Raw genomic sequence first — 21,645 nt, 5'->3', positions numbered from 1 at the left:
AGGTCCGGGCCGGGGCTGTACGAGGGGGTCGAGAGTCCCGCTCAGACGGTAATCGTCGTGCGCAGGCGACGGTCGGAGACCGAGCGACCGGCGGCGATCTCGTACGAACCCTTCACACGCGACCACGAATTCGCCGCCTCGTCCCAGGTTTCGAACGCCCGCGGGGGCAGTTCCACCACGGCCTCCGCGCTCTCGCCCGGCCCCGCCCCGACGACGGCGAAGCCGGCCAGCCACCGGGCCGGGCGTTCCGCGTCCGGGGCGGTGGGCGCGACGTAGAGCTGCACCACCTCACGGCCGGGCCGGGCGCCGGAGTTGCGGACGCGGACCGTCGCGGTGGTGCCGGTGACCTCCAGCGTCTCGTACGTCCAGTCGGTGTAGCCGAGGCCGTGGCCGAACGGGTAGGCGGGGGTGCGCCGTTCCTTCTCCCAGGCGCGGTAGCCGATGAACACGCCCTCGGTGTAGGGCAGTTCACCATTCTCCGGGGTCACGCGCGTGACCGGGGCGTCGGCCAGGGAGCCCCACGTGGTGGGCAGCCGGCCCCCCGGTTCGTGGGCACCGGTGAGGACGTCGGCGAGGGCGTCGCCGCCCTCCTGGCCGGGGAACCAGCTCAGCAGGACCGCGGCGACGTCGTCGCGCCACGGAAGTTCCACCGGGGAGCCGGAGTTGACGACGACCACGGTGCGCGGGTTGGCGGCGGCGACCGCGCGGACCAGGTCGTCCTGGCGGCCGGGCAGCCGCAGGTCCGTCCGGTCGAAGCCCTCCGACTCGACGCGGTCGGTGGTGGCCACCACGACCACCGCGGTCTCGGCGGCACGCGCCGCGGCCACCGCCTCGGCGATCAACTCGTCCTCGTCGCGCGGGGGTTCCTGGTGCGCGAGGGCGAACACCACGACCTTCAGCGGCATCCGCTCGGGCGAGGTGACGACATGGGTGAGGGAGACCTCGACGGGCTCGCCCGCGGTGAGCTCCACCTCGCCGCGCGGCACCGGGGCGCCGAAGATCCCGCCGAACGGATCGCCCTCGTCGGCGAGTTGCTCACCGTCGAATCGGGTGGTCCCGTCGACGGACAGCCGGAACGGGCCGAAGCCCTTGATCCCGAAGGTGTGCGGACCGCTCTCGCGCGGGGTGAAGGTGCCCGTCAGCTCGACGGTGTGCAGGGTCTCGTGGGTGACCCCGTCGGGCAGGTCGTCGCCCATCCACTGGATCTGGCCGCTGGGCGAGCCGGCCGTGCCGATGACCTCGCCCGCGCTGTCGCGGCAGATCGCGCGCAGCTCGAACCCCGTTGTCGCGACGGCGAGTTCGCCGCTCGGGTCGGCGCCGACCGCGTACGTGAGGCTGCCCTCGGGCAGGGCCGCGGTGAGGCCGTCGAGCGGGCAAACGACGTGGTCGGGGAAGACGGTGGCGGAGCCGCCGCCGAGGAAGCGCGCGTCGCGGGCGGCGGCGCCGGACAGGGCGACGGTGCCGCCGGGCCGCAGCGGCAGGATCCCGTCCTCGTTGCGCACCAGGACGAGGGCGCGGCGGGCGATCTCCCGGGCCAGCGCCGGGCCGTCGACTTCGGCGGGCGGTGCGGCGACCACGGGTTCGGCGCCGTCGAGGACACCGACCCGGGCTGCCAGGCGCAGGACGTTGCGCACGGCCTCGTCGACCTCGGCCTCGGTGGCGTCGCCGCCGCGCACGGCGGCCGCGAGCGCCTCGCCGTAGACCGTGCGGGGGCCCGGCATCGCGACGTCGAGACCGCCGCGCAGGGCGCCGAGCGTGGAGCGGGCCGCGGTCCAGTCGGAGACGTTGAACCCGTCGAAGCCCCACTCGCCGCGCAGCACCTCGTTCACCAGGTACCGGTGCTCGGTCATCGTGGTGCCGTTGACGGTGTTGTAGGCGGTCATGATCCCCCAGGGGGCCGCCTCGGCGACGATGTGCTCGAAGGGCGCGAGGTACAGCTCGCGCAGGGCGCGCGCCCCGACGAGGTTGTCCACGGTGAAGCGGTCGGTCTCCGCGTCGTTGGCGACGAAGTGCTTCACGGTGGTGCCGACGCCGCCGGACTGCACGCCTCGCACGTACCCCGCGCCGATCCTCCCGGTGAGGTACGGGTCCTCGCTGTACGCCTCGAAGTGCCGCCCGCCGAGCGGCGACCGGTGCAGGTTCACGGTCGGCGCGAGCAGCACGTGGACCCCCTTGCGGCGGGCCTCCTGGGCGAGCAGCACCCCGGCCCGGCGGGCGAGTTCCGGGTCCCAGGTGGCCGCCAGCGCCGTCGGCGAGGGCAGCGCCACGGACGGGTCGTCCGCGCTCCAGCGGACGCCGCGCACGCCGATCGGGCCGTCCGACATGACCAGTCGGCCGAGGCCGATCTCCGGCAGCGCGGGCAGGGCCCACATGTCCCGGCCGGCCAGCAGCCGGGTCTTGGCGTCCAGGTCGAGCTTGCCGAGAGCCGTCTCGACGACCGCCTCACGGGCCCGGTCGGCCGGGGTCGGGCGCTTTCCCGCCATGGAGGTGCCTCCTCGTTGAGTCCGGCCTCCCATCCTGCACCGGCGACCTGTAAGTCGGTAGGTTTCGTGACCCCGACGTTACTTCCGCGCGGTTCGGACGCGTCCGGATGACGTACGGTGACGCCATGAACGGCAGGGTCAGGAGCGAGGAGCGGCGGGACGCGATCGTCGGCGCGACGCTCGAAGTGATCGCCGAGCGCGGCTTCCGCGGCGCGAGCCTGGCGGCGGTGGCGGAGAAGGTCGGGCTGACCCAGCAGGGGCTGCTGCACCACTTCCCGTCCAAGGAGGCGCTGCTCGTCGCCGTCCTGGAGGAGCGCGACCGCTGGGACTCGATACCGGCCACCGGCTGGCGCCCCGAACTGCTCGCCACGCTGGTCGAGTACAACGCGATGCGGCCCGGCATCGTGCAGACCTTCTCGGCCCTGCTCGGCGAGAGCGTCACCGAGGGGCACCCCGCGCGGGACTTCTTCACCGGCCGCTACACACGGGTGCGGGAGGGGATGGCGACGGCACTGCGCGCCGAGTACGGCGACCGGCTGCCGTGCGGCCTCGCCCCGGAACGGGCGGCCCCCCTGCTGGTGGCGGTCCTCGACGGCCTCCAGTACCAGTGGCTGCTCGACCCGGACGCGGTGGACATGCCCGCCGCGTTCCGCGACTTCCAGGCACTGCTGGGCGACGGCGACGGCGACCGCGACCGCGACGCCGGAGGCGACAGCGGGAGCTGAACTCCCGTGCTGCGGGCTCCGGTTGACTACTGATGCCAGAGCACCGCGAGGCCCTTGCTCAGCACGACCACACCGGCCAGTACCAGCGCCGGCACCGGCGCCCCGGCGAGCAGCAGCGCGGCCACCCCGGCCCCGAACCACAGCACCTCGAAGGCGACCCGGACCGCGCCGCGCGTCTTGTGCGACGCCCCGGGCGAGCCGAACAGCGCCCACAGCACGACGAGTACGGCCGGTGCGCCGAGGCCGAGCAGCCAGGCCGCCGGGGTGCGCACGTCCCGGGTGAAGCCCCAGTAGGACACGGCGGCGAGAGCGGCGAGTTCGATCAGGAACAGCACGCCGAGGTTCACGCCCCGGGCGGCCTTCGCCGCCCCGGAGGCCCGCCCGGCGTTCACGGTCGTCATGCCACGGAGTATGGCCCGCCGGACGTGGCGCCCGCCCCGATTTCCGCGCGCGCGGGCGGAGTTGCGATCAGACGGGCTTGCGGAGCGAGGCCCTGCCGTCGGCGCCGTCGGCGTCCCCGGAGCCGTCGGGCGCTCCCGCCGTGGTCTCCTCGCCCATCAGGTCGCGGGCCATCAGCGTGGCACCGGCGACCGCGCCGGGCATCAGGAAAACGGCGACGAACGGCACCAGGAAGGCCAGGCCGAGCGGGGTGCCGAAGCCCCAGACCATGGTGCGGCGCGAGCGCAACAGGGCCAGACGCTCGCGGAGTTGGACGCCGCGCCGCTGGAGCGCGACGCCGGCCAGTTCCTCGGTGAGGAAGAAGCCGGTGACGAAGAAGCCGATCACCGGGACCACCGTCTGGCCGACGACCGGCAGGAATCCGAGCGCGAACAGCAGCACGCTCCAGATCAGGGCGCGCACCAGGATGCGCAGGCTGTCCCGGGCGGAGATCCACAGGTCGCGCCACAGCGGCAGGCCCGACTCGGGCGCGGTGCCGTCCGGGGAGACGTCGCGGTCGACGCGTTCGCTGAGGCTCTCGTAGAAGGGCTGCCCTATCACCAGCGTGGCCGCGGTGAAGGTCAGCACGGCGAGCAGCAGGCTGAGCGCGAACAGCACGGCGGTGAGCAGGCCGCGGAAGACGCCCGCCCACGACCAGTCGTCCGCGAACGGGGTGGCCCAGGTGACCGCGTCCTCGCCCCACACGGCCAGCGCGACGAGCGCCGCGATGTACAGGACCAGGGTGATCAGCCCGGGGAGCAGGCCGAAGCCGTACTGCCTGCCGTGCCGTGCCACCCATCGCTGGCCCTTGAGGAGATAGCCGAACCCCGCCCCGAGATCACGCATGACGGGAACTCTAGTGCCCATGACGGGCACATGACGGACAGGGCCGCGACGGATCGCCCGGCCGGTGCGGACCGGCCGGGCCACCGCGGGACGAACCGGGACGAGTCCCGGGGACCGCCGTCAGAGGCGGACGATCATCTTGCCCGTGTTGTCGCCGCGCAGGACCCCGAGGAACGCCTCCAGGTTGTTCTCGATGCCCTCGGCGAACGTCTCGCGGTACTTGAGCTCGCCGGAGCGCACCCACGCGCCGACCTCGTCGACGAACTGCGGCTGGAGGTCGTTGTGGTCGCCGACCAGGAAGCCCTGGATGCGGCCCCGGGTCTGGATCAGGCGCGCGAGGTTGCGCGGGCCGGGTGCCGCCTCGGTGTTGTTGTAGACGGAGATCATGCCGCAGACGGCGATGCGGCCGTCCCGGTTCAGGGAGCCGATCGCGGCTTCCAGGTGGTCGCCGCCGACGTTGTCGAAGTAGACGTCGACACCGTCGGGGGCCGCCTCGCGCAGCTGCCGGTGGACGTCGCCGTCCCGGTAGTTGAACGCGGCGTCGAAGCCGTACTCCTCGACGAGCAGCTTGACCTTCTCGTCGGAGCCGGCCGAGCCGATGACCCGGGAGGCGCCCTTCAGCTTGGCGATCTGGCCGACCTGGCTGCCGACCGCGCCGGCCGCGCCGGACACGAAGACGCTGTCGCCCTCCTTGAAGGAGGCGACGCGCAGCAGGCCCGCGTACGCGGTCAGGCCGGTCATGCCGAGCACACCGAGGTACGTGGACAGCGGCGCCGCGTCGGCGTCGACCTTGACGACCTGCTTGCCGTCGACGGCGGCGTACTCGCGCCAGCCGCCGAAGTGCAGCACGTGGTCACCGGCGGAGACGCCCTCGGCACGGGAGGCGACGACCTCGCCGACGGCGCCGCCCTGCATGACCTTGCCCAGCTCGAAGGGGGCGACGTAGGACTTGGCGGCGCTCATGCGGCCACGCATGTACGGGTCCACCGAGAGGTACTCGTTCCGCACCAGGACCTGGCCCTCGCGCGGCTGCGGGACCTCGGCCTCGACCAGGGCGAAGTCCTCGGGCTTCGGCCAGCCCTCGGGGCGCTGGAGCAGGTGCCATTCGCGGCTGACGGCGGGGAGTGCGGCGGTGTCGGACATGGAGACCCTTCTCTGTGGCGCGACCGGGGGCGTGCCGCGGCCGCGCAATTGCTTCACTACCTGAAACAACCATGCTCCTGAATATTTCAGGAAGTCAAGTAAGTGGGTACCATGAAGCCCATGGCCGTCCCGCACAGAACCCGCCCCGACACGCTCTCCCTGGAGGTCGTCGAGCTGATCGGCGACGTCGTGGCCAAGTTCCACGAGGACTACGAGGCGGCCGCCGCCGAGCACTCGCTGACCGGCGCGCAGGCGCGGCTGCTGAGCCTGCTGTCCCTGGAGCCGCTGCCGATGCGCAGGCTCGCGCAGCGGCTGAAGTGCGAGCCCTCCAACGTCACGGGCATCGTGGACCGGCTGGAGGCACGCCGTCTCGTGGAGCGGCGGCCCGATCCCGCCGACCGCCGGGTGAAGCTGGCCGCGGTGACGGAGGAGGGGCGCCGGGTGGCGGCGGGACTGCGCGGCTCCCTCCGCTTCGCGCGCGCACCGCTCGCGGGGCTCTCGGACGACGAGCGGTCGGTCCTGCGGGACCTGCTGCGGCGCATGCTGGAGGAGTGAATCCGGCCGGGGCGTGCCGGGTCGAGCCGCCCCTCGACCCCTGACGCTACGAGCACCACCACAGGAACCGCCGGCACGTGCTGGACGGCGCCGGCTGCGCGGTCGTGGCCGTCGCGCTCGGCTGCGCGGACGTCGTGCCCGTCGGGGTCGCCGGGGGACTCGCGGTCCCGGTGGCCGGGGCCGAGTCGCCCGTGGCGGGCGCGGAGGGCGTGGCCGGTGCGCGGGTCCCGCCGTGGGAGCCGCCGGAGCCGCCGCGGGTCCGGGTGGCGGCCGGGGTGGGCGACTTCGCGCCACCGGACGCCGTGGCCGCGTCCGCGGCGGCCGCCGTGGACGGCGCCGCGCTCCCGTCGGCGGTGCCGCTCGCGCTCGGCGCGGGCCGTGCGCTCTTCGTGGCGGCGGCCCGTGACGGCGTGGCCGCCGCCGGTTCGGCCACCTCTCCGGCGGTCGCCGAACGCGTGGTGGGCGCCGGCGCGTCGGTGCCGAGCTCGGCGAGACTCAGCCCGCCGGCCGCCAGCACGAACCCCGCGACGATCCACAGCGCGCGACGGCGGCGGCGCCGGTGCGCCGCCCTGCGGTCACGGCGGCCGGTGCCCGCGACCCCGGCGCGCCGGGCACCGCCGTGCGCGCCGTGGGTGCCCGACGCGGCCGGTCCGCCGTCCGCGCCCTCACCCTCGCCCTGTTCCCCGTGCGCCGTCGGGCCGGCGGGCACCCTGCCGCGCCGCGCGGCGCGGCCGCCCGCACGGGGGCCGCGCGAGGCGTGATGGCGCACGGGAGGGACAACGCCCGCGCCCTCGACGGGTGTTGAGGCCGGGGCGCCGCATCCCGGGCAGACGAGGGCTCCGTTGAGGTGCCGTCGGCAGGGGTCGCAGTAGTCCATGACGCGGGAAGAGTAAGGCGCGGGAGGGGGGATGCCTAGTGACCGATGTGAAGGTCGGGTGAGGAACCGGCCCCGGCGGCACGTCCCGAACCGGCCCGTTCCCGCGCTTTGTTCCGGGCCCCGCGCGTGTCCGTTCGCCCTCGTCCGCCCCTTCCGTCCCCCGCCCCGAACCCCTCGCGCCCCGTGCGCCCCACGGGCAGGACGGCCGCCGGCACCGCCCTCCGGCACCGGACAGCCCCGCGAAACCGTTGCCGAAACCGTTATGTGCCCGACCCATTGACACCCCCCGCGCGGGCTCCCTACTGTCACGCCAGCATTTCGAACGCGTGACGAAATCTCGAACACGAGCGCCGGGCCGACGCGGCGCGGAAGAAGCAGCGAGGGGCAACTGCCGTGCGCATCACCGGAATCAGCACGTTCGTGGTCGGGACACCCTGGCGGAACCTGACCTACGTCCAGGTGCACACCGACGAAGGGCTCACGGGTGTCGGCGAGACCCGGATGCTGGGCCACACCGACGCGTTGATCGGGTACCTGCGCGAGGCCGAGGCCAATCACATTGTGGGCTCCGACCCGTTCGCCGTCGAGGACCTGGTGCGCCGGATGAAGTACGGCGACTACGGGCGGGCCGGCGAGATCGTGATGTCGGGCATCGCGGTCGTCGAGATGGCCTGCCTGGACATCAAGGGCAAGGCCCTCGGCGTGCCCGTGTGGCAGCTGCTCGGCGGCAGGGTGACCGACAGGGTCAAGGCCTACGCGAACGGCTGGTACACCACCGAGCGCACGCCGGAGGCGTACCACAAGGCCGCGCGGGAGGTCGTGGCGCGCGGCTACCGGGCGCTGAAGATCGACCCGTTCGGCACCGGCCACTTCGAGCTGGACCACGAACAGACCCGCTACTCCGTCTCGTTGATCGAGGCGGTGCGCGACGCGATCGGTCCCGACACCGAGTTGATGCTGGAGATGCACGGCCGGTTCTCGCCGTCCACGGCGGTCCGCCTCGTGCGGGACCTCGCGCCCTTCGAGCCCGCGTGGCTGGAGGAGCCGGTGCCGCCGGAGAACCTGAAGGCGCTGGAGAAGGTCGCCGCGAAGGTCGACCTGCCGGTGGCGACGGGCGAACGCATCCACGACCGGATCGAGTTCCGCGAGCTGTTCGAGAGCCAGGCCGTCGACATCATCCAGCCGGACGTCGGCCACATCGGCGGCATCTGGGAGACCCGCAAGCTCGCCGCCACCGCCGAGGCGCACTACGTGCTGGTCGCCCCGCACAACGTGGGCGGTTCCGTGCTCACCGCGGCATCCCTCCAAGTCGGCTTCTCCACGCCGAACTTCAAGATCCTGGAGCACTTCAACGACTTCGCGGACGCGGAGATCAAGAAGGTCGTGAAGGGCGCCCCCGAGGTCGTCGACGGCTACTTCCACCTCTCCGACGCGCCGGGTCTCGGCGTCGAGCTGGACGTGGACGCCGCCGCCGAATTCCCGCAGCAGCAGGCCCGGTTCGACCTCTGGGCGGACGGCTGGGAGCAGCGCAGGCCGAAGGCGGACCGGTGAGCACCGCGGGCGCGGCGGGCTCCGCCGTCGTCGTCGAGGCGCCCGGCCGGCACGTGCTGGTCGCGCACGAGTCCCGCGAACCGGGGCCGGGCGAGGCGCTGGTGGCCGTGCACGCGGTCGGCGTCTGCGGCAGCGACCGCGAGGTGTACCAGGGCAACAGGCCCGAGGGGTACGTGCGTTACCCGCTCACCCCCGGCCACGAGTGGTCCGGCACGGTGTGCGCGGTGGGCGCGGGCGTACCGGCCGGCCTGCTGGGCCGCAAGGTGGTCGGCGAGGGCTTCCGCAACTGCCAGGTGTGCGAGCGGTGCCACGCCGGTGAGACGACGCTGTGCACCGCCGGTTACGAGGAGACCGGGTTCACCGAACCGGGCGCCATGGCGGGCACGCTGACGCTTCCGGCGCGGCTGCTGCACGTGCTGCCGGACGGCGCGGACCTGACGGCCGCGGCCCTGCTGGAGCCGGCCGCGTGCGTCGCCGCCGCCGCGCTCAAGGCGGGTGCCCGGCCGGGCGCGCGGGTCGCCGTCGTGGGCACCGGGACGCTCGGGATGCTCGCGGTGCAGTTCCTGCGCGCGGTCTCCCCCGCCGAGCTGCTCGTGGTCGGGACCCGGCCCGACCGGGCGGAGCTGGCACGGGAGTTCGGGGCCACCGCCTTCCGTACCCGGAACCAGGATCTCCCGGCCGACATCGATGTCGTGATCGAGACGGCCGGGTCCGCGTCCGCCGCGCGCACCGCTGCCTCCCTGCTCAGGCGCGGCGGACGCCTGGTCCTCACGGGCATTCCGGCGCCGGGTGCGGACGGCCTGGACCCCACCGATCTCGTCGTGCGCCAGCTGGAGGTGCACACCGTCTTCGGGGCGCCTCCCGACGCCTGGGCGCACACGGTGCGGGTGTTCGCCGCCGGGCTGCTCGACCCGCTGCCCCTGGTGACGCACGAACTGCCGCTCACCGCGTTCTCGCAGGCCATCGAGTTGGTGGGGGCCGGCGACCCGAAGGTCGGAAAGGTGTTGCTGCGGCCGTGACGGTCCGGTCCGCGCGCCGGCGCGGAGCCCCCTGACAGCTCCGTGCCGGCGCGCGTCCGCACCGGCCCGTACCCCGGACCGCGAACCTCGTCCGAAATACCGAACAAGAAGGACAGCTGTGACCGACGCTTCCGCCACGGCGGCCCGCAGGCCCGGTGAGCAGGCGCTCACCACCCTCGGCCTGGGCGCGCCCGACCTCTCCCCCGCCGACGCCTCGCCGCACGCCTTCCCCGGCGGCGGGCAGTGGCGCACCGAGATCCCCTCGTGCGAGGGCCCCGAGGCGCTGGCCGTCGTCCTCAAGGAGTCCGCGCGGCTCGACGTGCCGATCCACCGGATCAGCCAGGGCAGCGGCGTGTGGATGCTGACCGACGCCGAGATCACCGAGATGGTCGGCGCCGCGTCCGAGCGCGGCATCGAGCTGTGCCTGTTCACCGGGCCGCGCGGCACGTGGGACATCGGCGGCTCGGTGCGCAGCGACTCGCGCGGCGCGGGGCTGCGGGCACGCGGTCACGACGCGGTCGCCGGGTGCGTCGAGGACGCCATCCGGGCCACCTCGCTCGGCGTCACCTGCCTGCTCGTCGCCGACGAGGGCGTGCTGTGGACGCTGCACCGGGCGCGGGAGGCCGGCATCGTCCCGGCGGACACCACGCTGAAGGTGTCCGCGCTGATCGGACCGGTCAACCCGGCCTCCTACGCGCTGTTCGAACGCCTCGGCGCGGACTCCGTGAACGTCCCCAGCGACCTGACGCTCGACCATCTCACCGAGATCCGGCGGGTCTCCGCCGCGCCCATGGACATGTACATCGAGGCCCCCGACGACCTCGGCGGCTACGTCCGGATGTACGAGGTCGCCGAGCTGATCCGGCGCGGCGCACCGCTCTACCTGAAGTTCGGCCTGTCCCGGGCGAACGGGATCTACCCGTACGGCACCCACCTGCGGGACCTGGCCCTGGACACCGCCCGGGAGCGGGTACGGCGCGGCCGTCTCGCCCTGGACCTGCTCGCCCGGCACGGCGCGGACGGCGGCATGGCGCCGCTCGGATCGCGGCTGCCCGGCCCGCTGCACCGCTTCCCCGCGGCCCCGACCCAGGGGCGCACCACTGTGAACGACGAGACGAACAAGGACTGATGCATCATGCGCAACCGGAGAGCCGCTCTCGCCGCCGTCGCCACCGCCGCGTCCCTGGCCCTCGCGCTGTCCGCCTGCGGGCAGAACAGTGAGGGCGGGAGCAAGGACGACAAGAAGGACGCCAAGGGGTCCACGGTCGGCATCGCGATGCCGACCAAGTCGTCGGAGCGCTGGATCGCCGACGGCAACAACGTCGTCAAGGACCTGAAGTCCAAGGGCTACAAGACCAAGCTGGTCTTCGGCGAGGACGACCCGGACACCCAGGTCTCGCAGATCGAGAACATGATCACGCAGGGTGTGTCCGCGCTGATCGTCGCCGCGATCGACAACAAGTCCCTGGACAACGTCCTCCAGCAGGCGGCCGACGCGAAGATCCCCGTCATCGCCTACGACCGTCTCATCCTCGACACGAAGAACGTCGACTACTACGCGTCCTTCGACAACGAGAAGGTCGGCGAGCTCCAGGGCAACTACATCCTGGAGAAGCTGGGCCTGAAGGACGGGTCGAAGAAGGGCCCGTTCAACATCGAGCTGTTCGCCGGCTCCAACGACGACAACAACACCAAGTACTTCTTCAACGGCGCGATGAACGTCCTCAAGCCGTACATGGACAAGAAGCAGCTGGTGGTCAAGTCCGGCCAGACCGCGATGAACCAGGTCACCACGCTGCGCTGGGACGGCGGCACCGCGCAGAAGCGCATGGACGACATCCTCACCTCGTCCTACAAGAGCGACCGGGTCGACGCGGTGCTCTCCCCGTACGACGGCATCTCGATCGGCATCCTGTCCTCGCTGAAGTCCGACGACTACGGCTCCGCGAGCAAGCCGCTGCCGGTGGTCACCGGTCAGGACGCCGAGGTCGCCTCGGTGAAGTCGATCATCGCGGGCGAGCAGACGCAGACCGTCTACAAGGACACCCGCAAGCTCGCCGACGTCGCCGCCGGGATGGTCGACGACGTCCTCAACGACAAGAAGCCCGAGGTCAACGACTCCAAGACGTACGACAACGGCGCGAAGGTCGTCCCGGCCTACCTGCTCCAGCCGGTGAGCGTCGACAAGTCGAACTACCAGCAGGTCCTGATCGACGGCGGCTACTACACCGAGGCCGACCTCAAGTAACTCCCCTCCCGCTACGAGTGATTGGAAGGCACGACCATGGCGGGACCCGTCCTGGAAATGCGCTCGATCGTCAAGACCTTTCCCGGCGTAAAGGCACTGTCGGACGTCACCCTGACGGTCCGCCAGGGCGAGGTCCACGCCATCTGCGGGGAGAACGGCGCCGGCAAGTCCACCCTGATGAAGGTGCTCTCCGGCCTGCATCCGCACGGGAGTTACGAGGGCGAGGTGCTCTTCGAGGGAGAGGTCTGCCGCTTCAAGGACATCCGCGCGAGCGAAGAGCACGGCATCGTGATCATCCACCAGGAACTGGCCCTGGTGCCGTACCTGTCGATCGCGGAGAACATCTTCCTCGGCAACGAGCACGCCACCCGCGGCTTCATCAGCTGGAACGAGACACTGCGGCACGCGTCCCAACTGCTGCGCAGGGTGGGCCTCGACGAGCATCCGCAGACCCGCGTGGCCGACATCGGCGTGGGCAAGCAGCAGCTCGTCGAGATCGCGAAGGCCCTGTCGAAGTCGGTGAAACTGCTGATCCTCGACGAGCCGACCGCGGCGCTGAACGACGAGGACAGCGGCAAACTCCTGGAACTCATCCAGGAGTTGAAGAAGCAGGGCATCACCTCGATCATCATCTCCCACAAGCTCAACGAGATCCGCCGGGTCGCCGACTCGGTGACCATCCTGCGCGACGGGCGGTCCATCGAGACCCTCGACGTGAAGGCGGCGGAGACCACCGAGGACCGCATCATCTCCGGCATGGTCGGCCGCGACCTCGACCACCGCTTCCCGGAGCGCACCCCGCACGAGCCCGAGGAGGGCACGGCCCCCGCGCTGGAGATCCGCAACTGGACCGTGCACCACCCCATCGACCAGCAGCGCAAGGTCGTCGACGACGTGTCGCTGACCGTGCGGCGCGGCGAGATCGTGGGCATCGCGGGGTTGATGGGAGCCGGCCGCACCGAGCTGGCGATGAACGTCTTCGGCCGCGCCTACGGGCGCTACGCGGGCGGCACGGTCCTGAAGGACGGCACGGAGATCCGTACGAAGACCGTCGCGGAGGCGGTCAAGCACGGCATCGCGTACGTCACCGAGGACCGCAAGCACTACGGCCTCAACCTCATCGACACCATCGGCCGCAACATCTCGCTCACCGCGCTCGGCAAGGTCGCCACACGGGGCCTGGTCGACGAGCACGAGGAACGCCAGGTGGCCGAGGGCTTCCGCAAGTCGATGAACATCAAGGCGCCGACGGTCTTCGAACCGGTCGGCAAGCTGTCGGGCGGCAACCAGCAGAAGGTCGTCCTCAGCAAGTGGATCTTCGCCGGTCCCGACGTGCTGATCCTCGACGAGCCGACGCGCGGCATCGACGTCGGCGCCAAGTACGAGATCTACACGGTCATCGACCGGCTGGCCGCCGAGGGCAAGGCGGTCGTCTTCATCTCCTCCGAGCTGCCCGAACTGCTCGGCATGTGCGACCGCATCTACACGATGGCCGCCGGGCGGCTGACCGGCGAGGTGCCGCGGTCCGAGGCCACGCAGGAAGTGCTGATGCGTCAGATGACGAAGGACAAAGAGGTAACGCGATGAGCACCGATGTGACCGACAAGAGCCCGGCCGCCGCACCACCGGGCGGCGGCTCCTCAGGCGCGGGCGGCGGCCTGCTCGGCCTGATCCTCGAAGGCATGCGCCGCAACATGCGGCAGTACGGCATGCTCTTCGCGCTCGGACTGATCGTCGTCCTGTTCGCGATCTGGACCAACGGGGACCTGCTGCTGCCGCGCAACGTCTCCAACCTGGTGCTCCAGAACAGCTACATCCTGATCCTCGCGATCGGCATGATGCTGGTCATCATCGCGGGCCACATCGACCTGTCCGTCGGGTCGTTGACCGCCTTCGTGGGCGCGGTCGCGGCCGTCCTCATGGTCAACCACAAGATGTCCTGGCCGCTCGCCGTGCTGCTGTGCCTGCTGCTCGGCGCCGCCGCGGGCGCGCTCCAGGGCTTCTTCATCGCGTACGGCGGCATACCGTCGTTCATCGTCACCCTCGCCGGGATGCTGCTGTTCCGCGGTCTGACGGAGATCGTCCTCAAGGGCCAGACCCTCGGCCCGTTCCCGGACGGTCTGCAGAAGGTCGCCAACGGCTTCATGCCCTCGGTGGGGCCGAACACCAACTACCACAATCTGACACTCCTGTTGGGGCTGCTGCTCATCGCGTTCGTGGTCTTCCAGGAGTTCCGCGACCGGCGCAGGCAGCGGGAGTTCGCCCTCGACGTGCCGCCGGCCGGGCTGTTCGTGCTGAAGATCGTGGCGCTCGTCGCGGCCGTCCTGGTCGTCACGATGCTGCTCGCGAGCTACAAGGGCGCGCCCATCGTGCTGCTGATCCTCGGTGTGCTGGTGGCGGGCTTCGGCTACGTGATGCGCAACGCGATCATCGGCCGGCACATCTACGCCATCGGCGGCAACCTGCCCGCGGCCAAGCTGTCGGGCGTGAAGGACAAGAAGACCACCTTCCTGGTCTTCCTGAACATGGGCGTGCTCGCGGCCCTGGCGGGACTGGTCTTCGCCGCCCGCTTCAACGCGGCCTCGCCCAAGGCCGGCGTCAACTTCGAACTGGAGGCGATCGCCGCCTCGTTCATCGGCGGCGCGTCGATGAGCGGCGGCGTGGGAACCGTCCTCGGCGCGATCATCGGCGGTCTGGTCCTGGGCGTGCTGAACAACGGCATGAACCTCGTCGGCATCGGCACCGACTGGCAGCAGGTCATCAAGGGCCTGGTCCTGCTGGCGGCGGTCGGCTTCGACGTGTGGAACAAGCGCAAGGTCGGTTCATAGTCAGGTCCGCTTCCGGGCCCCGCCCCATGGCGGGCGGGGCCCCTCGACAGCAGGAGCCGCACATGGAACTGAGCAGACGCACCGTCATCGCATCGGCCGCGGCCGTCGGCGTCACCGCCGCCGCGACCGGCACCGCCCACGCGGCGGGTACCGGCAGCACACGCACACCTTCCAAGGAACTGTTCGGCGTCCTCGCGGACGGCACCAAGGTCCACCGCTGGTCGCTGGCCAACGGCGGCACCCGCCTCAAGGTCCTCTCGTACGGCGGCATCGTCCAGTCGCTCGAACTGCCCGACCGGCACGGCAAGTACGCGAACGTCTCGCTCGGCTACGACAACCTCGCCGACTACGTGGCGGGCACCACGTACTTCGGCGCCCTCATCGGCCGGTACGGGAACCGCATCGGCAAGGGGCGGTTCACCCTCGACGGCACCGCCCACCAGGTGGACGTGAACGACGGCGTGAACAGCCTGCACGGCGGCAAGGCCGGCTTCAACACCAAGGTGTGGGCGGTGGAGGGCTTCTCCTCCGGCCCGGACGTCGGCCTGCACCTGTCGTACACCAGCGCCGACGGCGAGATGGGCTACCCCGGCACCCTCCAGGTCCGGGTCACCTACACCCTGACCCGCACCGGTGCCTGGCGCATCGACTACCGCGCGACCACCGACAGGCCCACGGTGGTCAACCTGACCAACCACACCTACTACAACCTGGCCGGCGAGGGCAGCGGCGGCATCTACGACCACGAACTCACGCTGGCGGCGAGCAGGTACACGCCCACCGACAGCGGTCTGATCCCGACCGGCGAACTGGCGAAGGTCGCGGGCACCCCCTTCGACTTCCGGCACGCGAAGGCGATCGGCCGAGACATCCGCGCCGGACACCCGCAGCAGGTCCTCGCCAAGGGCTTCGACCACAACTGGGTGCTGGACAAGGGGATCACGTCCTCCCCCGTCCACGCGGCCACCCTGCGTGACCCGTCGTCGGGCCGCCGCATGGGCATCGCCACGAACGAGCCGGGCCTGCAGTTCTACTCGGGCAACTTCCTCGACGGCACCCTCACGGGCACGTCGGGCCGCACCTACCGGCAGGGCGACGGCCTGGCCCTGGAGACCCAGCACTTCCCGGACTCCCCGAACCAGCCGTCGTGGCCGTCCACGGTCCTGCGCCCGGGGCAGACGTACCGGACGTCGACGGTGCACACGTTCGGGGCGTAGCCGCTCCGCACCGCACGGGACACGGCGTGCCCGGCCTCCTCTCACGGGGCCGGGCACGCCGTGCGTCTACTGGCGGACGAGCCCTGCGGGGTCGATCTCGACGGGGAACGGGGCGGTGAGGCGGGTGGTCGCGCCCGCGAGAGCGGTGGTCCGCTCCACGTACCGGCCGCCTTGCAGCTCGTAGGCGACGAGCAGGGGAGCGGGGGCGAATTCGAGACGCCAGAAGTGCGGGACCGCGGCCTCCGCGTACAGCAGGGGCTTGACCTTGCGGTCCATGGTGCTGTTGCCGGGGGAGACGAGTTCGACGACGAGCTGGACGGCGTCCACGTCAAGATTCACGGGGTCGTCGGCGGTCGCTCCGGCGTCGGCCACGACCACGTCGGGAACGACGAGACCCGAGTGCAGGACGACGTTGACACCCTCCAGCACCTCCACTGCCGCACCGGCGACCCGGGCAGCCGTTTCCAGGGCCACATGGAGGCGGAACGAAGCACGCTGGTGCCGGATCCCGGGAGCCGGGGACATCACGAGGGATTCCCCCAGCAGTTCGTAACGGGTGGTGCGGTCCTCGGGCAGGGCGAGGACGTCGGTGACGGTCCAGGGCCCCGTGTGGTCGGTCGCAGCGCCCATTCCCTTTCGCCTCCTCGTCCGCGCGGACGGCGCGGATGTGCTCCGGCCGACGGTACCGCCAGGATACGGGCGCACCCACCCGCCGACATCTTTCCCAGCGCCACGGATGGCGCCTCGCACAGGCGTGCCCTGCCCTCCGCCCGCGAGGGACCGGGCAGACCTGCCGCCGTCCGGCGTGAGCACTCAGTACACCGTGATGTCCCAGTGGTTGCCCTCGTCGCAGTAGAGGTTGCCCGAGGCCGCCTGCCACTGCGGGTAGCCGTCGCCGCGGTAGCCGATGTAACTGAAGCTGTTGTGGACGTAGTTGTCGATGCACGTGTTGTGCGAGATGTCGACCTTGTAGCCGTTGTAGTGGCTGTACGTGCCCGACGCGTGGCCGACCTCGGTGCCGCCGGTGATGTTGATGGCGCAGCCGCTGGCGCTCTTCAGCGTGAGCATCGCGTTGACCGTGCCGGAGTTGATCTGGTCGAACGACGTACAGGTGGAGTTGGAGCGGGTCGTACAACCCCCGCTGGAACTCCAGGTGATGCCGGCCCCGGACAGCTTCGAGGCCGCCGCGGACTGGGTCATCTTGGTGCCGCTGGCCTGCGCGGCCGGGGCCGCGACCACGAGGGCGGCGGCCGCCACGAGGGTGGGGACGGCGAGCAGGCTGGGACGCATGGACACGGGGCCTCCTGGGGTGGGGGTAGAGGCTGGACACGTAGATCCGGCAGGGCCATACGCTAGTCGGAATCGCGGACATGACAAGTGGCCCTCGAAGGGAACTCGGAGATCGCTCTCCCGCCCGCACCGCCGTCACGGGCCGCCGGGCAGCCCCCAGCGCTCCGGAGCCTCGGCGACGTCCCGGGCCAGCGCCTCGACGGTCGGGTCGCGCACGTCCCACGCGTGCGGGACCGGGTGACCGGCGTGCAGACCGCAGGCGTCGCCGTCGGCGGCGGAGGCCGGACACCAGGCGAGGGTGGCGAAGCGGTAACGGCAGCCGCCGCCCGCGCCCTCGCCCTCACCGGTCCACAGGAACCACACCGCGTCGTCGGGACCGTCCCCGTCCCACAGGTGGTCGGCGTGCTCGCCCGGGTGGTTCTCCGCCAACTCGCAGAGTACGTACGTGCCTTCACCGCCCGCGAAGTCCACGGGAGCGCCGGCGAGGAACAGGGCGAGCGTCTCGCGCAGCGGCAGGGCCCGGAAGGCGGTGCACTGCACGGCGGGCCGCGCCTCCCAACGGCCGTTCCGGCGGGCGGTGTTCACAGCACCTCACCCCGGCTGCGGGCGTTGGCACGGGCGGTCCCGGCACGCAGCCGCTCCTCGGCGTCCGCCGGGCGGACCTCGTCCGGCCGGACGGTCCATTCGAGGCCACCGGTCACCGGACGCAGCGACCACGCCCCGCACCACTCGCCGCGGAATTCCCCGACCCGGCCCTGCGCGTCCACGAGGAGTATTCCTCGCTCGGGAACACGGACCGGGCTCTGATGTTCGACGGAAACGCCCTTTTCTGACACGTCGGTTCCTCTCCGCAGCCATTCCGCCACCGGGCCGCTTCAGCGTGTCCTAGGGTCGAAAGCCGTTCAACTTGTCGTGGGGGGAGGAAGAGGCATTGAATCTCAAGGACCTGAACCCGGACGGTTCGCCCCAAGCGGCGTTCGGCGCCAAACTTCGCAGGTCACGTGAGGCACACGGCTGGTCCCAGGAAGAACTGGGCAGGCGCATGGACTACTCGGGAACGCACGTCTCGGCCGTCGAAACAGGCCGCAAGATTCCGACTCTGCGGTTTTCGCGCAGCGCGGACCAGGCCCTCGGAACGGGCGATCTCTTCGAACGCACGTGGCGGGAGATCCGGCACGGGGTGCTGCTGGAGGGGTTCCCGGAATACGTGGGGTACGAGGGCCGGGCCGTCGAGATCAGGCTCTACGAAATCGGCATCGTGCCGGGTTTGCTACAGACCCCGGAATACGCCCGGATCCTCGCGCAGAGCGCGGTCGAGCGCGGCGCGATCACGCCCGAACTCGCTGAGGAGCGGCTGGCGTTCCTCGCCGAGCGGCAGCAGTCCCTGGAACGGCCCAAGCCGCCGATGGTGTTCGTGGTGATGGACGAGAGCTGCGTACGGCGGCCGGTGGGCGGCGCCAAGGTGATGGCGGCCCAGTTCGACCGGCTCATGGAGTTCGCACGGCAGCCGAACACGGTGCTTCAGGTGGCGCCGTTCGCGATGGGTGAGCGTCGCACGCTGGACCTCCCCGTGAACCTACTCACCATGTCGGACCGCTCTGTGTGTGCCTACGCGGAGTCGCAGTCCCGTGGCCACTTCGACCGCGAATCCACGGGCGTTGTCACGCTGTTGACCGCCTACCATCAACTCCAGGCCGAGGCTCTGTCCCAGGCGTCCTCCGTGGCCTTGATCACCGAGTTGCGAAAGGGTTCCCCGTGACCGAATCCCCCCGCTGGACCAAGTCCTCCTACAGCAACAACGGCGGCAACTGCGTCGAGGTCGCGGCCAACCTCGGCGCCCCGCACGGCATCGTCCCCGTCCGCGACTCCAAGCGCACCGACGGTCCCGTCATCACCCTCACCGCGTCGGCGTTCTCCGCTTTCGTGGCTGGCCTCACGACGGGCCGGTCCGACACGGAGGGGGTCGTGCAGTGACCCAACCCCGCTGGACCACGTCCTCCTACAGCAACAACGGCGGCCAGTGCATCGAGGTGGCCACCAACCTCGCCGCTCACCACGGCATCGTCCCCCTGCGCGACTCCAAGCGCACCGACGGACCTGTCCTCGCCCCGACCGCAGCGGCATTCACCTCCTTCGTGAAGGCCGTCAAGGCAGCAGGCTTCGGCACCGAGGGGACCATCCTGTGACCCAACCCCGCTGGACCAAGTCCTCCTACAGCAACAACGGCGGTGCCTGCGTCGAGGTCGCAGCCGGCCTCGCGGCTGCGCACGGCATCGTCCCCGTCCGCGACTCCAAGCGCACCGACGGCCCCGTCATCACCCTCACCAGGGCCGCCTTCTCGGCCTTCGTGACCGGAGTCTCGGCGGGCGGCTTCCGTCGCGGCTGAGTTTTCTCCCGGTGGTACAGGGTGGTGAACGCGGAGCGCCCGTGGGACGTATTCGTGTGTGGCCCGCGCTCCCCCGCGCGGGCCACCCGCCACGACGGGCGCCGGCCGTCCCCGCCGCGCCCGCCCCACGGAGGTTCCATGGCCGGCAACGTCACCTCGCTGTTCCGCAGCACCACCGCGCACAGCCCGTCGATGGCGGCACTGGCCCGCGAGGGCGGCGGCTCGGGGCCCGTCGACTTCTGCATACCGTGCAACCCGTACTTCCCCACCCCCGCCATGTTCGACGACCTGCGGGAGCGGCTGCACGAGATCATCACGTACTACCCGAGCAGCGCCGACACCATCACCGCCGAACTGTGCGGCCTGCTCCAACTGCCGCCGCAGGCCGTCGCGATGGGCAACGGGTCCACCGAACTGATCACCTGGATCGACCACTTGCTGGTCCGGGAGTCCCTCGCCGTACCCGTGCCCACCTTCGGGCGGTGGACCGACCAGCCGATGGAGACCGGCAAACGCGTCGACATGTTCCCGCTCCAGGAGTCCGACGGCTTCGCCCTCGACCTCGCCAAGTACGCCGAGTTCATCCGCAGGCGCGGCACCCGGACCGCCGTGATCTGCAACCCCAACAACCCCGACGGCGGCTTCCTGCCCCGGAGTTCCGTGGTGCGGTTCATGGACGAGATGGCCGACCTGGACCTGATCGTCATCGACGAGTCCTTCCTGGAGTTCGCCGACGCCGAGGCCGAACCGAGCGTTGTCCAGGAGGCGATGCTGCGGCCCAACGTCATCGTGCTGCGCAGCCTCGGCAAGAACTTCGGCCTGCACGGCATCCGCTTCGGCTACCTCGTCGCCAACCCCTCGCTGGCCGGCCGCGTCCGCTCGATGCTGCCCAAGTGGAACCTCAACTCCTTCGCCGAGCACGTGGTGTTCATGCTGAAGCACCACGGCACCGAGTACGCGCAGAGCCTGCGCCAAGTGCGGCGCGACCGGCTGGAGATGGCCTCGCAGCTGTGTGAACTGCCGGGTCTGACCGTCTATCCGTCGCAGGGCAACTTCCTCTTCGTCCGGCTGCCCGTGGGCGCCGAGGGCACCGTCGTGCGGGACCGGCTGCTGACGGAGCACCGGGTGCTGGTGCGCGAGTGCGGCAACAAGATCGGCTCGTCCAGCCGCTTCCTGCGGCTCGTGGTGCGCCCCCAGGACGACGTCCACCGCCTGGTGTCCGGCCTGGCAGGGGTGCTCTACGGGCCCGGGAGGGGAGCCGCCGTGCCGGAGCACGCCACAGGGACCGGCTACAGCTCCGGCACGGCGCTCGTGGAACGCCTGGTCAGTGAGACCAACGGCGCGGGCATGCGGGGCCTCGCCGACCGTGCGGTGAACGCGGGCGCCGCCGCCTCGGCGCCCGCGCTGCCGACGGGGGGCGGCTCGGTCGTCGTCCAGGCCGCGCTGGCCGCGCAAGCGCAAGCGCAAGCGCAGGCACAGGCGCACGCGCAGACGTACATCCAGGGCCAAGTGCAGGCCCAACCCGGGTACGCGGAGCAGCAGTTCGCGCAGGCGGCCGCCGGGGACCGACCGGACCGGGCCCCCGGCCCGGGGCGGTATCCCGAGCCCGAGCAGCTCCGGGCGGCTCCCGCACCCGCGCCGGTGCCGGAGCCGTACCTCGTCACCGACCCGTACGTCGCGTACGGGCAGACCGGCGCCCCGGACCCCATGACGGCGTCCGGCCCGCTCCCGATGATCGACCCGATGACGGCCTCGGGCCCGCTCCCCGTGGTCGACCCCATGACCGCGTCGGGCCCCCTCCCGATGGTCGACCCGGCCGTCCCCGCCCCGCCGCCCGCGCCCCCGCGCGGTCCGGTCGGGTACGTCACCGGCCGCACCCCGCCGGGCGTGCCCGCGGGTGGCGGGCTCACGGCGGCGCAGGTGAGGGGCGCCACCAGCCCGGCGGGCATGGCGTTCCCGATTCCCGTGGCGGGGCAGAGCTGGCCGGACGCGGCGGGCATGGGCCGGGCGGGCTGAGGGGCTAGCGTGGCAGGCGCCGC

The 21,645-nt window shown here is 71.5% G+C and carries 23 protein-coding genes; 14 read left to right on the top strand and 9 right to left on the bottom strand.

Going from position 1 to position 21,645, the window contains the following annotated elements; all coding sequences use genetic code 11:
• Nucleotides 1-41 precede the first annotated feature (41 nt).
• Nucleotides 42-2,483, bottom strand: a complete 2,442-nt coding sequence (locus tag ACFZA0_RS02690; RefSeq protein ID WP_391010076.1) for a glycoside hydrolase family 3 C-terminal domain-containing protein — start codon at nt 2,481-2,483, stop codon at nt 42-44.
• A gap of 107 nt (nt 2,484-2,590) precedes the next feature.
• On the opposite strand from ACFZA0_RS02690, the gene ACFZA0_RS02685 reads away from it, so the two are divergent.
• Nucleotides 2,591-3,208 (top strand): TetR family transcriptional regulator, encoded by a 618-nt coding sequence (locus ACFZA0_RS02685; RefSeq protein WP_391010074.1) that lies wholly within the window; start codon nt 2,591-2,593, stop codon nt 3,206-3,208.
• 26 nt (nt 3,209-3,234) lie between these two features.
• Here the strand turns inward: ACFZA0_RS02685 and ACFZA0_RS02680 are convergent, their stop codons facing one another.
• The 3 genes from ACFZA0_RS02680 to ACFZA0_RS02670 all read right to left on the bottom strand — a co-directional run bounded on the left by ACFZA0_RS02680 (nt 3,235) and on the right by ACFZA0_RS02670 (nt 5,635).
• Entirely contained in the window at nt 3,235-3,609 is a 375-nt protein-coding gene (locus ACFZA0_RS02680) for a DUF2568 domain-containing protein (RefSeq protein WP_391010071.1), read from the bottom strand.
• A 67-nt stretch (nt 3,610-3,676) separates the two neighbouring features.
• Complete coding sequence (locus ACFZA0_RS02675) at nt 3,677-4,492, bottom strand: EI24 domain-containing protein (RefSeq protein WP_391010068.1); 816 nt, start codon at nt 4,490-4,492, stop codon at nt 3,677-3,679.
• Between the two features lie 120 nt (nt 4,493-4,612).
• Nucleotides 4,613-5,635, bottom strand: coding sequence for a zinc-binding dehydrogenase (locus ACFZA0_RS02670; RefSeq protein WP_391010065.1), 1,023 nt, complete (start codon nt 5,633-5,635; stop codon nt 4,613-4,615).
• Nucleotides 5,636-5,755: 120 nt separating this feature from the next.
• On the opposite strand from ACFZA0_RS02670, the gene ACFZA0_RS02665 reads away from it, so the two are divergent.
• On the top strand, nt 5,756-6,190 hold the full coding sequence (locus tag ACFZA0_RS02665) for a MarR family transcriptional regulator (RefSeq protein ID WP_391010062.1): 435 nt from the start codon (nt 5,756-5,758) through the stop codon (nt 6,188-6,190).
• A gap of 46 nt (nt 6,191-6,236) precedes the next feature.
• Here ACFZA0_RS02665 and ACFZA0_RS02660 read toward each other — a convergent pair whose 3' ends face one another.
• Nucleotides 6,237-7,067 (bottom strand): hypothetical protein, encoded by an 831-nt coding sequence (locus ACFZA0_RS02660; RefSeq protein ID WP_391010059.1) that lies wholly within the window; start codon nt 7,065-7,067, stop codon nt 6,237-6,239.
• Nucleotides 7,068-7,460: 393 nt separating this feature from the next.
• Between ACFZA0_RS02660 and ACFZA0_RS02655 the strand changes: the two genes are divergently transcribed.
• The 7 genes from ACFZA0_RS02655 to ACFZA0_RS02625 all read left to right on the top strand — a co-directional run bounded on the left by ACFZA0_RS02655 (nt 7,461) and on the right by ACFZA0_RS02625 (nt 15,930).
• The gene (locus ACFZA0_RS02655) at nt 7,461-8,618 is read left to right on the top strand and encodes an enolase C-terminal domain-like protein (RefSeq protein WP_391010056.1); all 1,158 of its coding nucleotides are present in this window, start codon (nt 7,461-7,463) and stop codon (nt 8,616-8,618) included.
• On the top strand, nt 8,615-9,637 hold the full coding sequence (locus ACFZA0_RS02650; protein ID WP_391010054.1) for an alcohol dehydrogenase catalytic domain-containing protein: 1,023 nt from the start codon (nt 8,615-8,617) through the stop codon (nt 9,635-9,637). The genes ACFZA0_RS02655 and ACFZA0_RS02650 overlap by 4 nt, the downstream gene beginning before the upstream one ends.
• A gap of 118 nt (nt 9,638-9,755) precedes the next feature.
• The gene (locus ACFZA0_RS02645) at nt 9,756-10,766 is read left to right on the top strand and encodes a hypothetical protein (protein ID WP_391010051.1); all 1,011 of its coding nucleotides are present in this window, start codon (nt 9,756-9,758) and stop codon (nt 10,764-10,766) included.
• A 6-nt stretch (nt 10,767-10,772) separates the two neighbouring features.
• Nucleotides 10,773-11,885: a multiple monosaccharide ABC transporter substrate-binding protein gene (gene chvE, locus ACFZA0_RS02640; protein WP_391010048.1), complete on the top strand. Its 1,113-nt coding sequence runs from the start codon at nt 10,773-10,775 to the stop codon at nt 11,883-11,885.
• Between the two features lie 36 nt (nt 11,886-11,921).
• Complete coding sequence (gene mmsA, locus ACFZA0_RS02635; protein WP_391010045.1) at nt 11,922-13,472, top strand: multiple monosaccharide ABC transporter ATP-binding protein; 1,551 nt, start codon at nt 11,922-11,924, stop codon at nt 13,470-13,472.
• Nucleotides 13,469-14,713 (top strand): multiple monosaccharide ABC transporter permease, encoded by a 1,245-nt coding sequence (gene mmsB / locus ACFZA0_RS02630; protein ID WP_391010042.1) that lies wholly within the window; start codon nt 13,469-13,471, stop codon nt 14,711-14,713. Before mmsA ends, mmsB begins: the two co-directional genes overlap by 4 nt.
• 62 nt (nt 14,714-14,775) lie before the next feature.
• Nucleotides 14,776-15,930 (top strand): galactose-1-epimerase, encoded by a 1,155-nt coding sequence (locus tag ACFZA0_RS02625; RefSeq protein ID WP_391010039.1) that lies wholly within the window; start codon nt 14,776-14,778, stop codon nt 15,928-15,930.
• 66 nt (nt 15,931-15,996) lie between these two features.
• Here ACFZA0_RS02625 and ACFZA0_RS02620 read toward each other — a convergent pair whose 3' ends face one another.
• The 4 genes from ACFZA0_RS02620 to ACFZA0_RS02605 all read right to left on the bottom strand — a co-directional run bounded on the left by ACFZA0_RS02620 (nt 15,997) and on the right by ACFZA0_RS02605 (nt 17,987).
• A complete protein-coding gene (locus tag ACFZA0_RS02620; protein WP_391010036.1) occupies nt 15,997-16,560 on the bottom strand; it encodes a Uma2 family endonuclease in 564 nt (187 codons plus the stop codon).
• Between the two features lie 183 nt (nt 16,561-16,743).
• Nucleotides 16,744-17,220, bottom strand: coding sequence for a hypothetical protein (locus ACFZA0_RS02615; protein WP_391011794.1), 477 nt, complete (start codon nt 17,218-17,220; stop codon nt 16,744-16,746).
• A 135-nt stretch (nt 17,221-17,355) separates the two neighbouring features.
• Entirely contained in the window at nt 17,356-17,805 is a 450-nt protein-coding gene (locus ACFZA0_RS02610) for a hypothetical protein (RefSeq protein ID WP_391010033.1), read from the bottom strand.
• Nucleotides 17,802-17,987 carry a hypothetical protein gene (locus ACFZA0_RS02605; RefSeq protein WP_391010030.1) on the bottom strand — a complete coding sequence of 62 codons (186 nt, stop codon included), beginning with the start codon at nt 17,985-17,987 and terminating at the stop codon, nt 17,802-17,804. The genes ACFZA0_RS02610 and ACFZA0_RS02605 overlap by 4 nt, the downstream gene beginning before the upstream one ends.
• Before the next feature lie 164 nt (nt 17,988-18,151).
• On the opposite strand from ACFZA0_RS02605, the gene ACFZA0_RS02600 reads away from it, so the two are divergent.
• The 5 genes from ACFZA0_RS02600 to ACFZA0_RS02580 all read left to right on the top strand — a co-directional run bounded on the left by ACFZA0_RS02600 (nt 18,152) and on the right by ACFZA0_RS02580 (nt 21,622).
• The gene (locus ACFZA0_RS02600) at nt 18,152-18,979 is read left to right on the top strand and encodes a Scr1 family TA system antitoxin-like transcriptional regulator (RefSeq protein WP_391010027.1); all 828 of its coding nucleotides are present in this window, start codon (nt 18,152-18,154) and stop codon (nt 18,977-18,979) included.
• Entirely contained in the window at nt 18,976-19,194 is a 219-nt protein-coding gene (locus ACFZA0_RS02595) for a DUF397 domain-containing protein (protein WP_391010023.1), read from the top strand. The genes ACFZA0_RS02600 and ACFZA0_RS02595 overlap by 4 nt, the downstream gene beginning before the upstream one ends.
• Nucleotides 19,191-19,406, top strand: a complete 216-nt coding sequence (locus tag ACFZA0_RS02590) for a DUF397 domain-containing protein (protein ID WP_391010020.1) — start codon at nt 19,191-19,193, stop codon at nt 19,404-19,406. Before ACFZA0_RS02595 ends, ACFZA0_RS02590 begins: the two co-directional genes overlap by 4 nt.
• Complete coding sequence (locus ACFZA0_RS02585; protein WP_391010017.1) at nt 19,403-19,606, top strand: DUF397 domain-containing protein; 204 nt, start codon at nt 19,403-19,405, stop codon at nt 19,604-19,606. Before ACFZA0_RS02590 ends, ACFZA0_RS02585 begins: the two co-directional genes overlap by 4 nt.
• Nucleotides 19,607-19,744: 138 nt before the next feature.
• The gene (locus ACFZA0_RS02580) at nt 19,745-21,622 is read left to right on the top strand and encodes an aminotransferase class I/II-fold pyridoxal phosphate-dependent enzyme (RefSeq protein ID WP_391010014.1); all 1,878 of its coding nucleotides are present in this window, start codon (nt 19,745-19,747) and stop codon (nt 21,620-21,622) included.
• The last annotated feature ends 23 nt before the right edge of the window (nt 21,623-21,645 follow it).

The organism is Streptomyces sp. NPDC008150, from assembly GCF_042956945.1.
Classification (GTDB): Bacteria; Actinomycetota; Actinomycetes; order Streptomycetales; family Streptomycetaceae; genus Streptomyces.
Note: the sequence above shows the minus strand (reverse complement) of the source record. Positions and strands in the feature narration are given on the sequence as shown.

Excerpts from the sequence above, each read along its gene's own strand:
- ACFZA0_RS02615 (WP_391011794.1), bottom strand. The coding sequence starts at position 17,220 with ATGCGTCCCAGCCTGCTCGCCGTCCCCACCCTCGTGGCGGCCGCCGCC.
- ACFZA0_RS02660 (WP_391010059.1), bottom strand. The coding sequence starts at position 7,067 with ATGGACTACTGCGACCCCTGCCGACGGCACCTCAACGGAGCCCTCGTC.
- ACFZA0_RS02620 (WP_391010036.1), bottom strand. The coding sequence starts at position 16,560 with ATGGGCGCTGCGACCGACCACACGGGGCCCTGGACCGTCACCGACGTC.
- ACFZA0_RS02690 (WP_391010076.1), bottom strand. The coding sequence starts at position 2,483 with ATGGCGGGAAAGCGCCCGACCCCGGCCGACCGGGCCCGTGAGGCGGTC.
- chvE (WP_391010048.1), top strand. The coding sequence starts at position 10,773 with ATGCGCAACCGGAGAGCCGCTCTCGCCGCCGTCGCCACCGCCGCGTCC.
- ACFZA0_RS02665 (WP_391010062.1), top strand. The coding sequence starts at position 5,756 with ATGGCCGTCCCGCACAGAACCCGCCCCGACACGCTCTCCCTGGAGGTC.
- ACFZA0_RS02675 (WP_391010068.1), bottom strand. The coding sequence starts at position 4,492 with ATGCGTGATCTCGGGGCGGGGTTCGGCTATCTCCTCAAGGGCCAGCGA.
- ACFZA0_RS02670 (WP_391010065.1), bottom strand. The coding sequence starts at position 5,635 with ATGTCCGACACCGCCGCACTCCCCGCCGTCAGCCGCGAATGGCACCTG.
- ACFZA0_RS02685 (WP_391010074.1), top strand. The coding sequence starts at position 2,591 with ATGACGTACGGTGACGCCATGAACGGCAGGGTCAGGAGCGAGGAGCGG.
- ACFZA0_RS02580 (WP_391010014.1), top strand. The coding sequence starts at position 19,745 with ATGGCCGGCAACGTCACCTCGCTGTTCCGCAGCACCACCGCGCACAGC.
- ACFZA0_RS02680 (WP_391010071.1), bottom strand. The coding sequence starts at position 3,609 with ATGACGACCGTGAACGCCGGGCGGGCCTCCGGGGCGGCGAAGGCCGCC.
- ACFZA0_RS02625 (WP_391010039.1), top strand. The coding sequence starts at position 14,776 with ATGGAACTGAGCAGACGCACCGTCATCGCATCGGCCGCGGCCGTCGGC.
- mmsB (WP_391010042.1), top strand. The coding sequence starts at position 13,469 with ATGAGCACCGATGTGACCGACAAGAGCCCGGCCGCCGCACCACCGGGC.
- mmsA (WP_391010045.1), top strand. The coding sequence starts at position 11,922 with ATGGCGGGACCCGTCCTGGAAATGCGCTCGATCGTCAAGACCTTTCCC.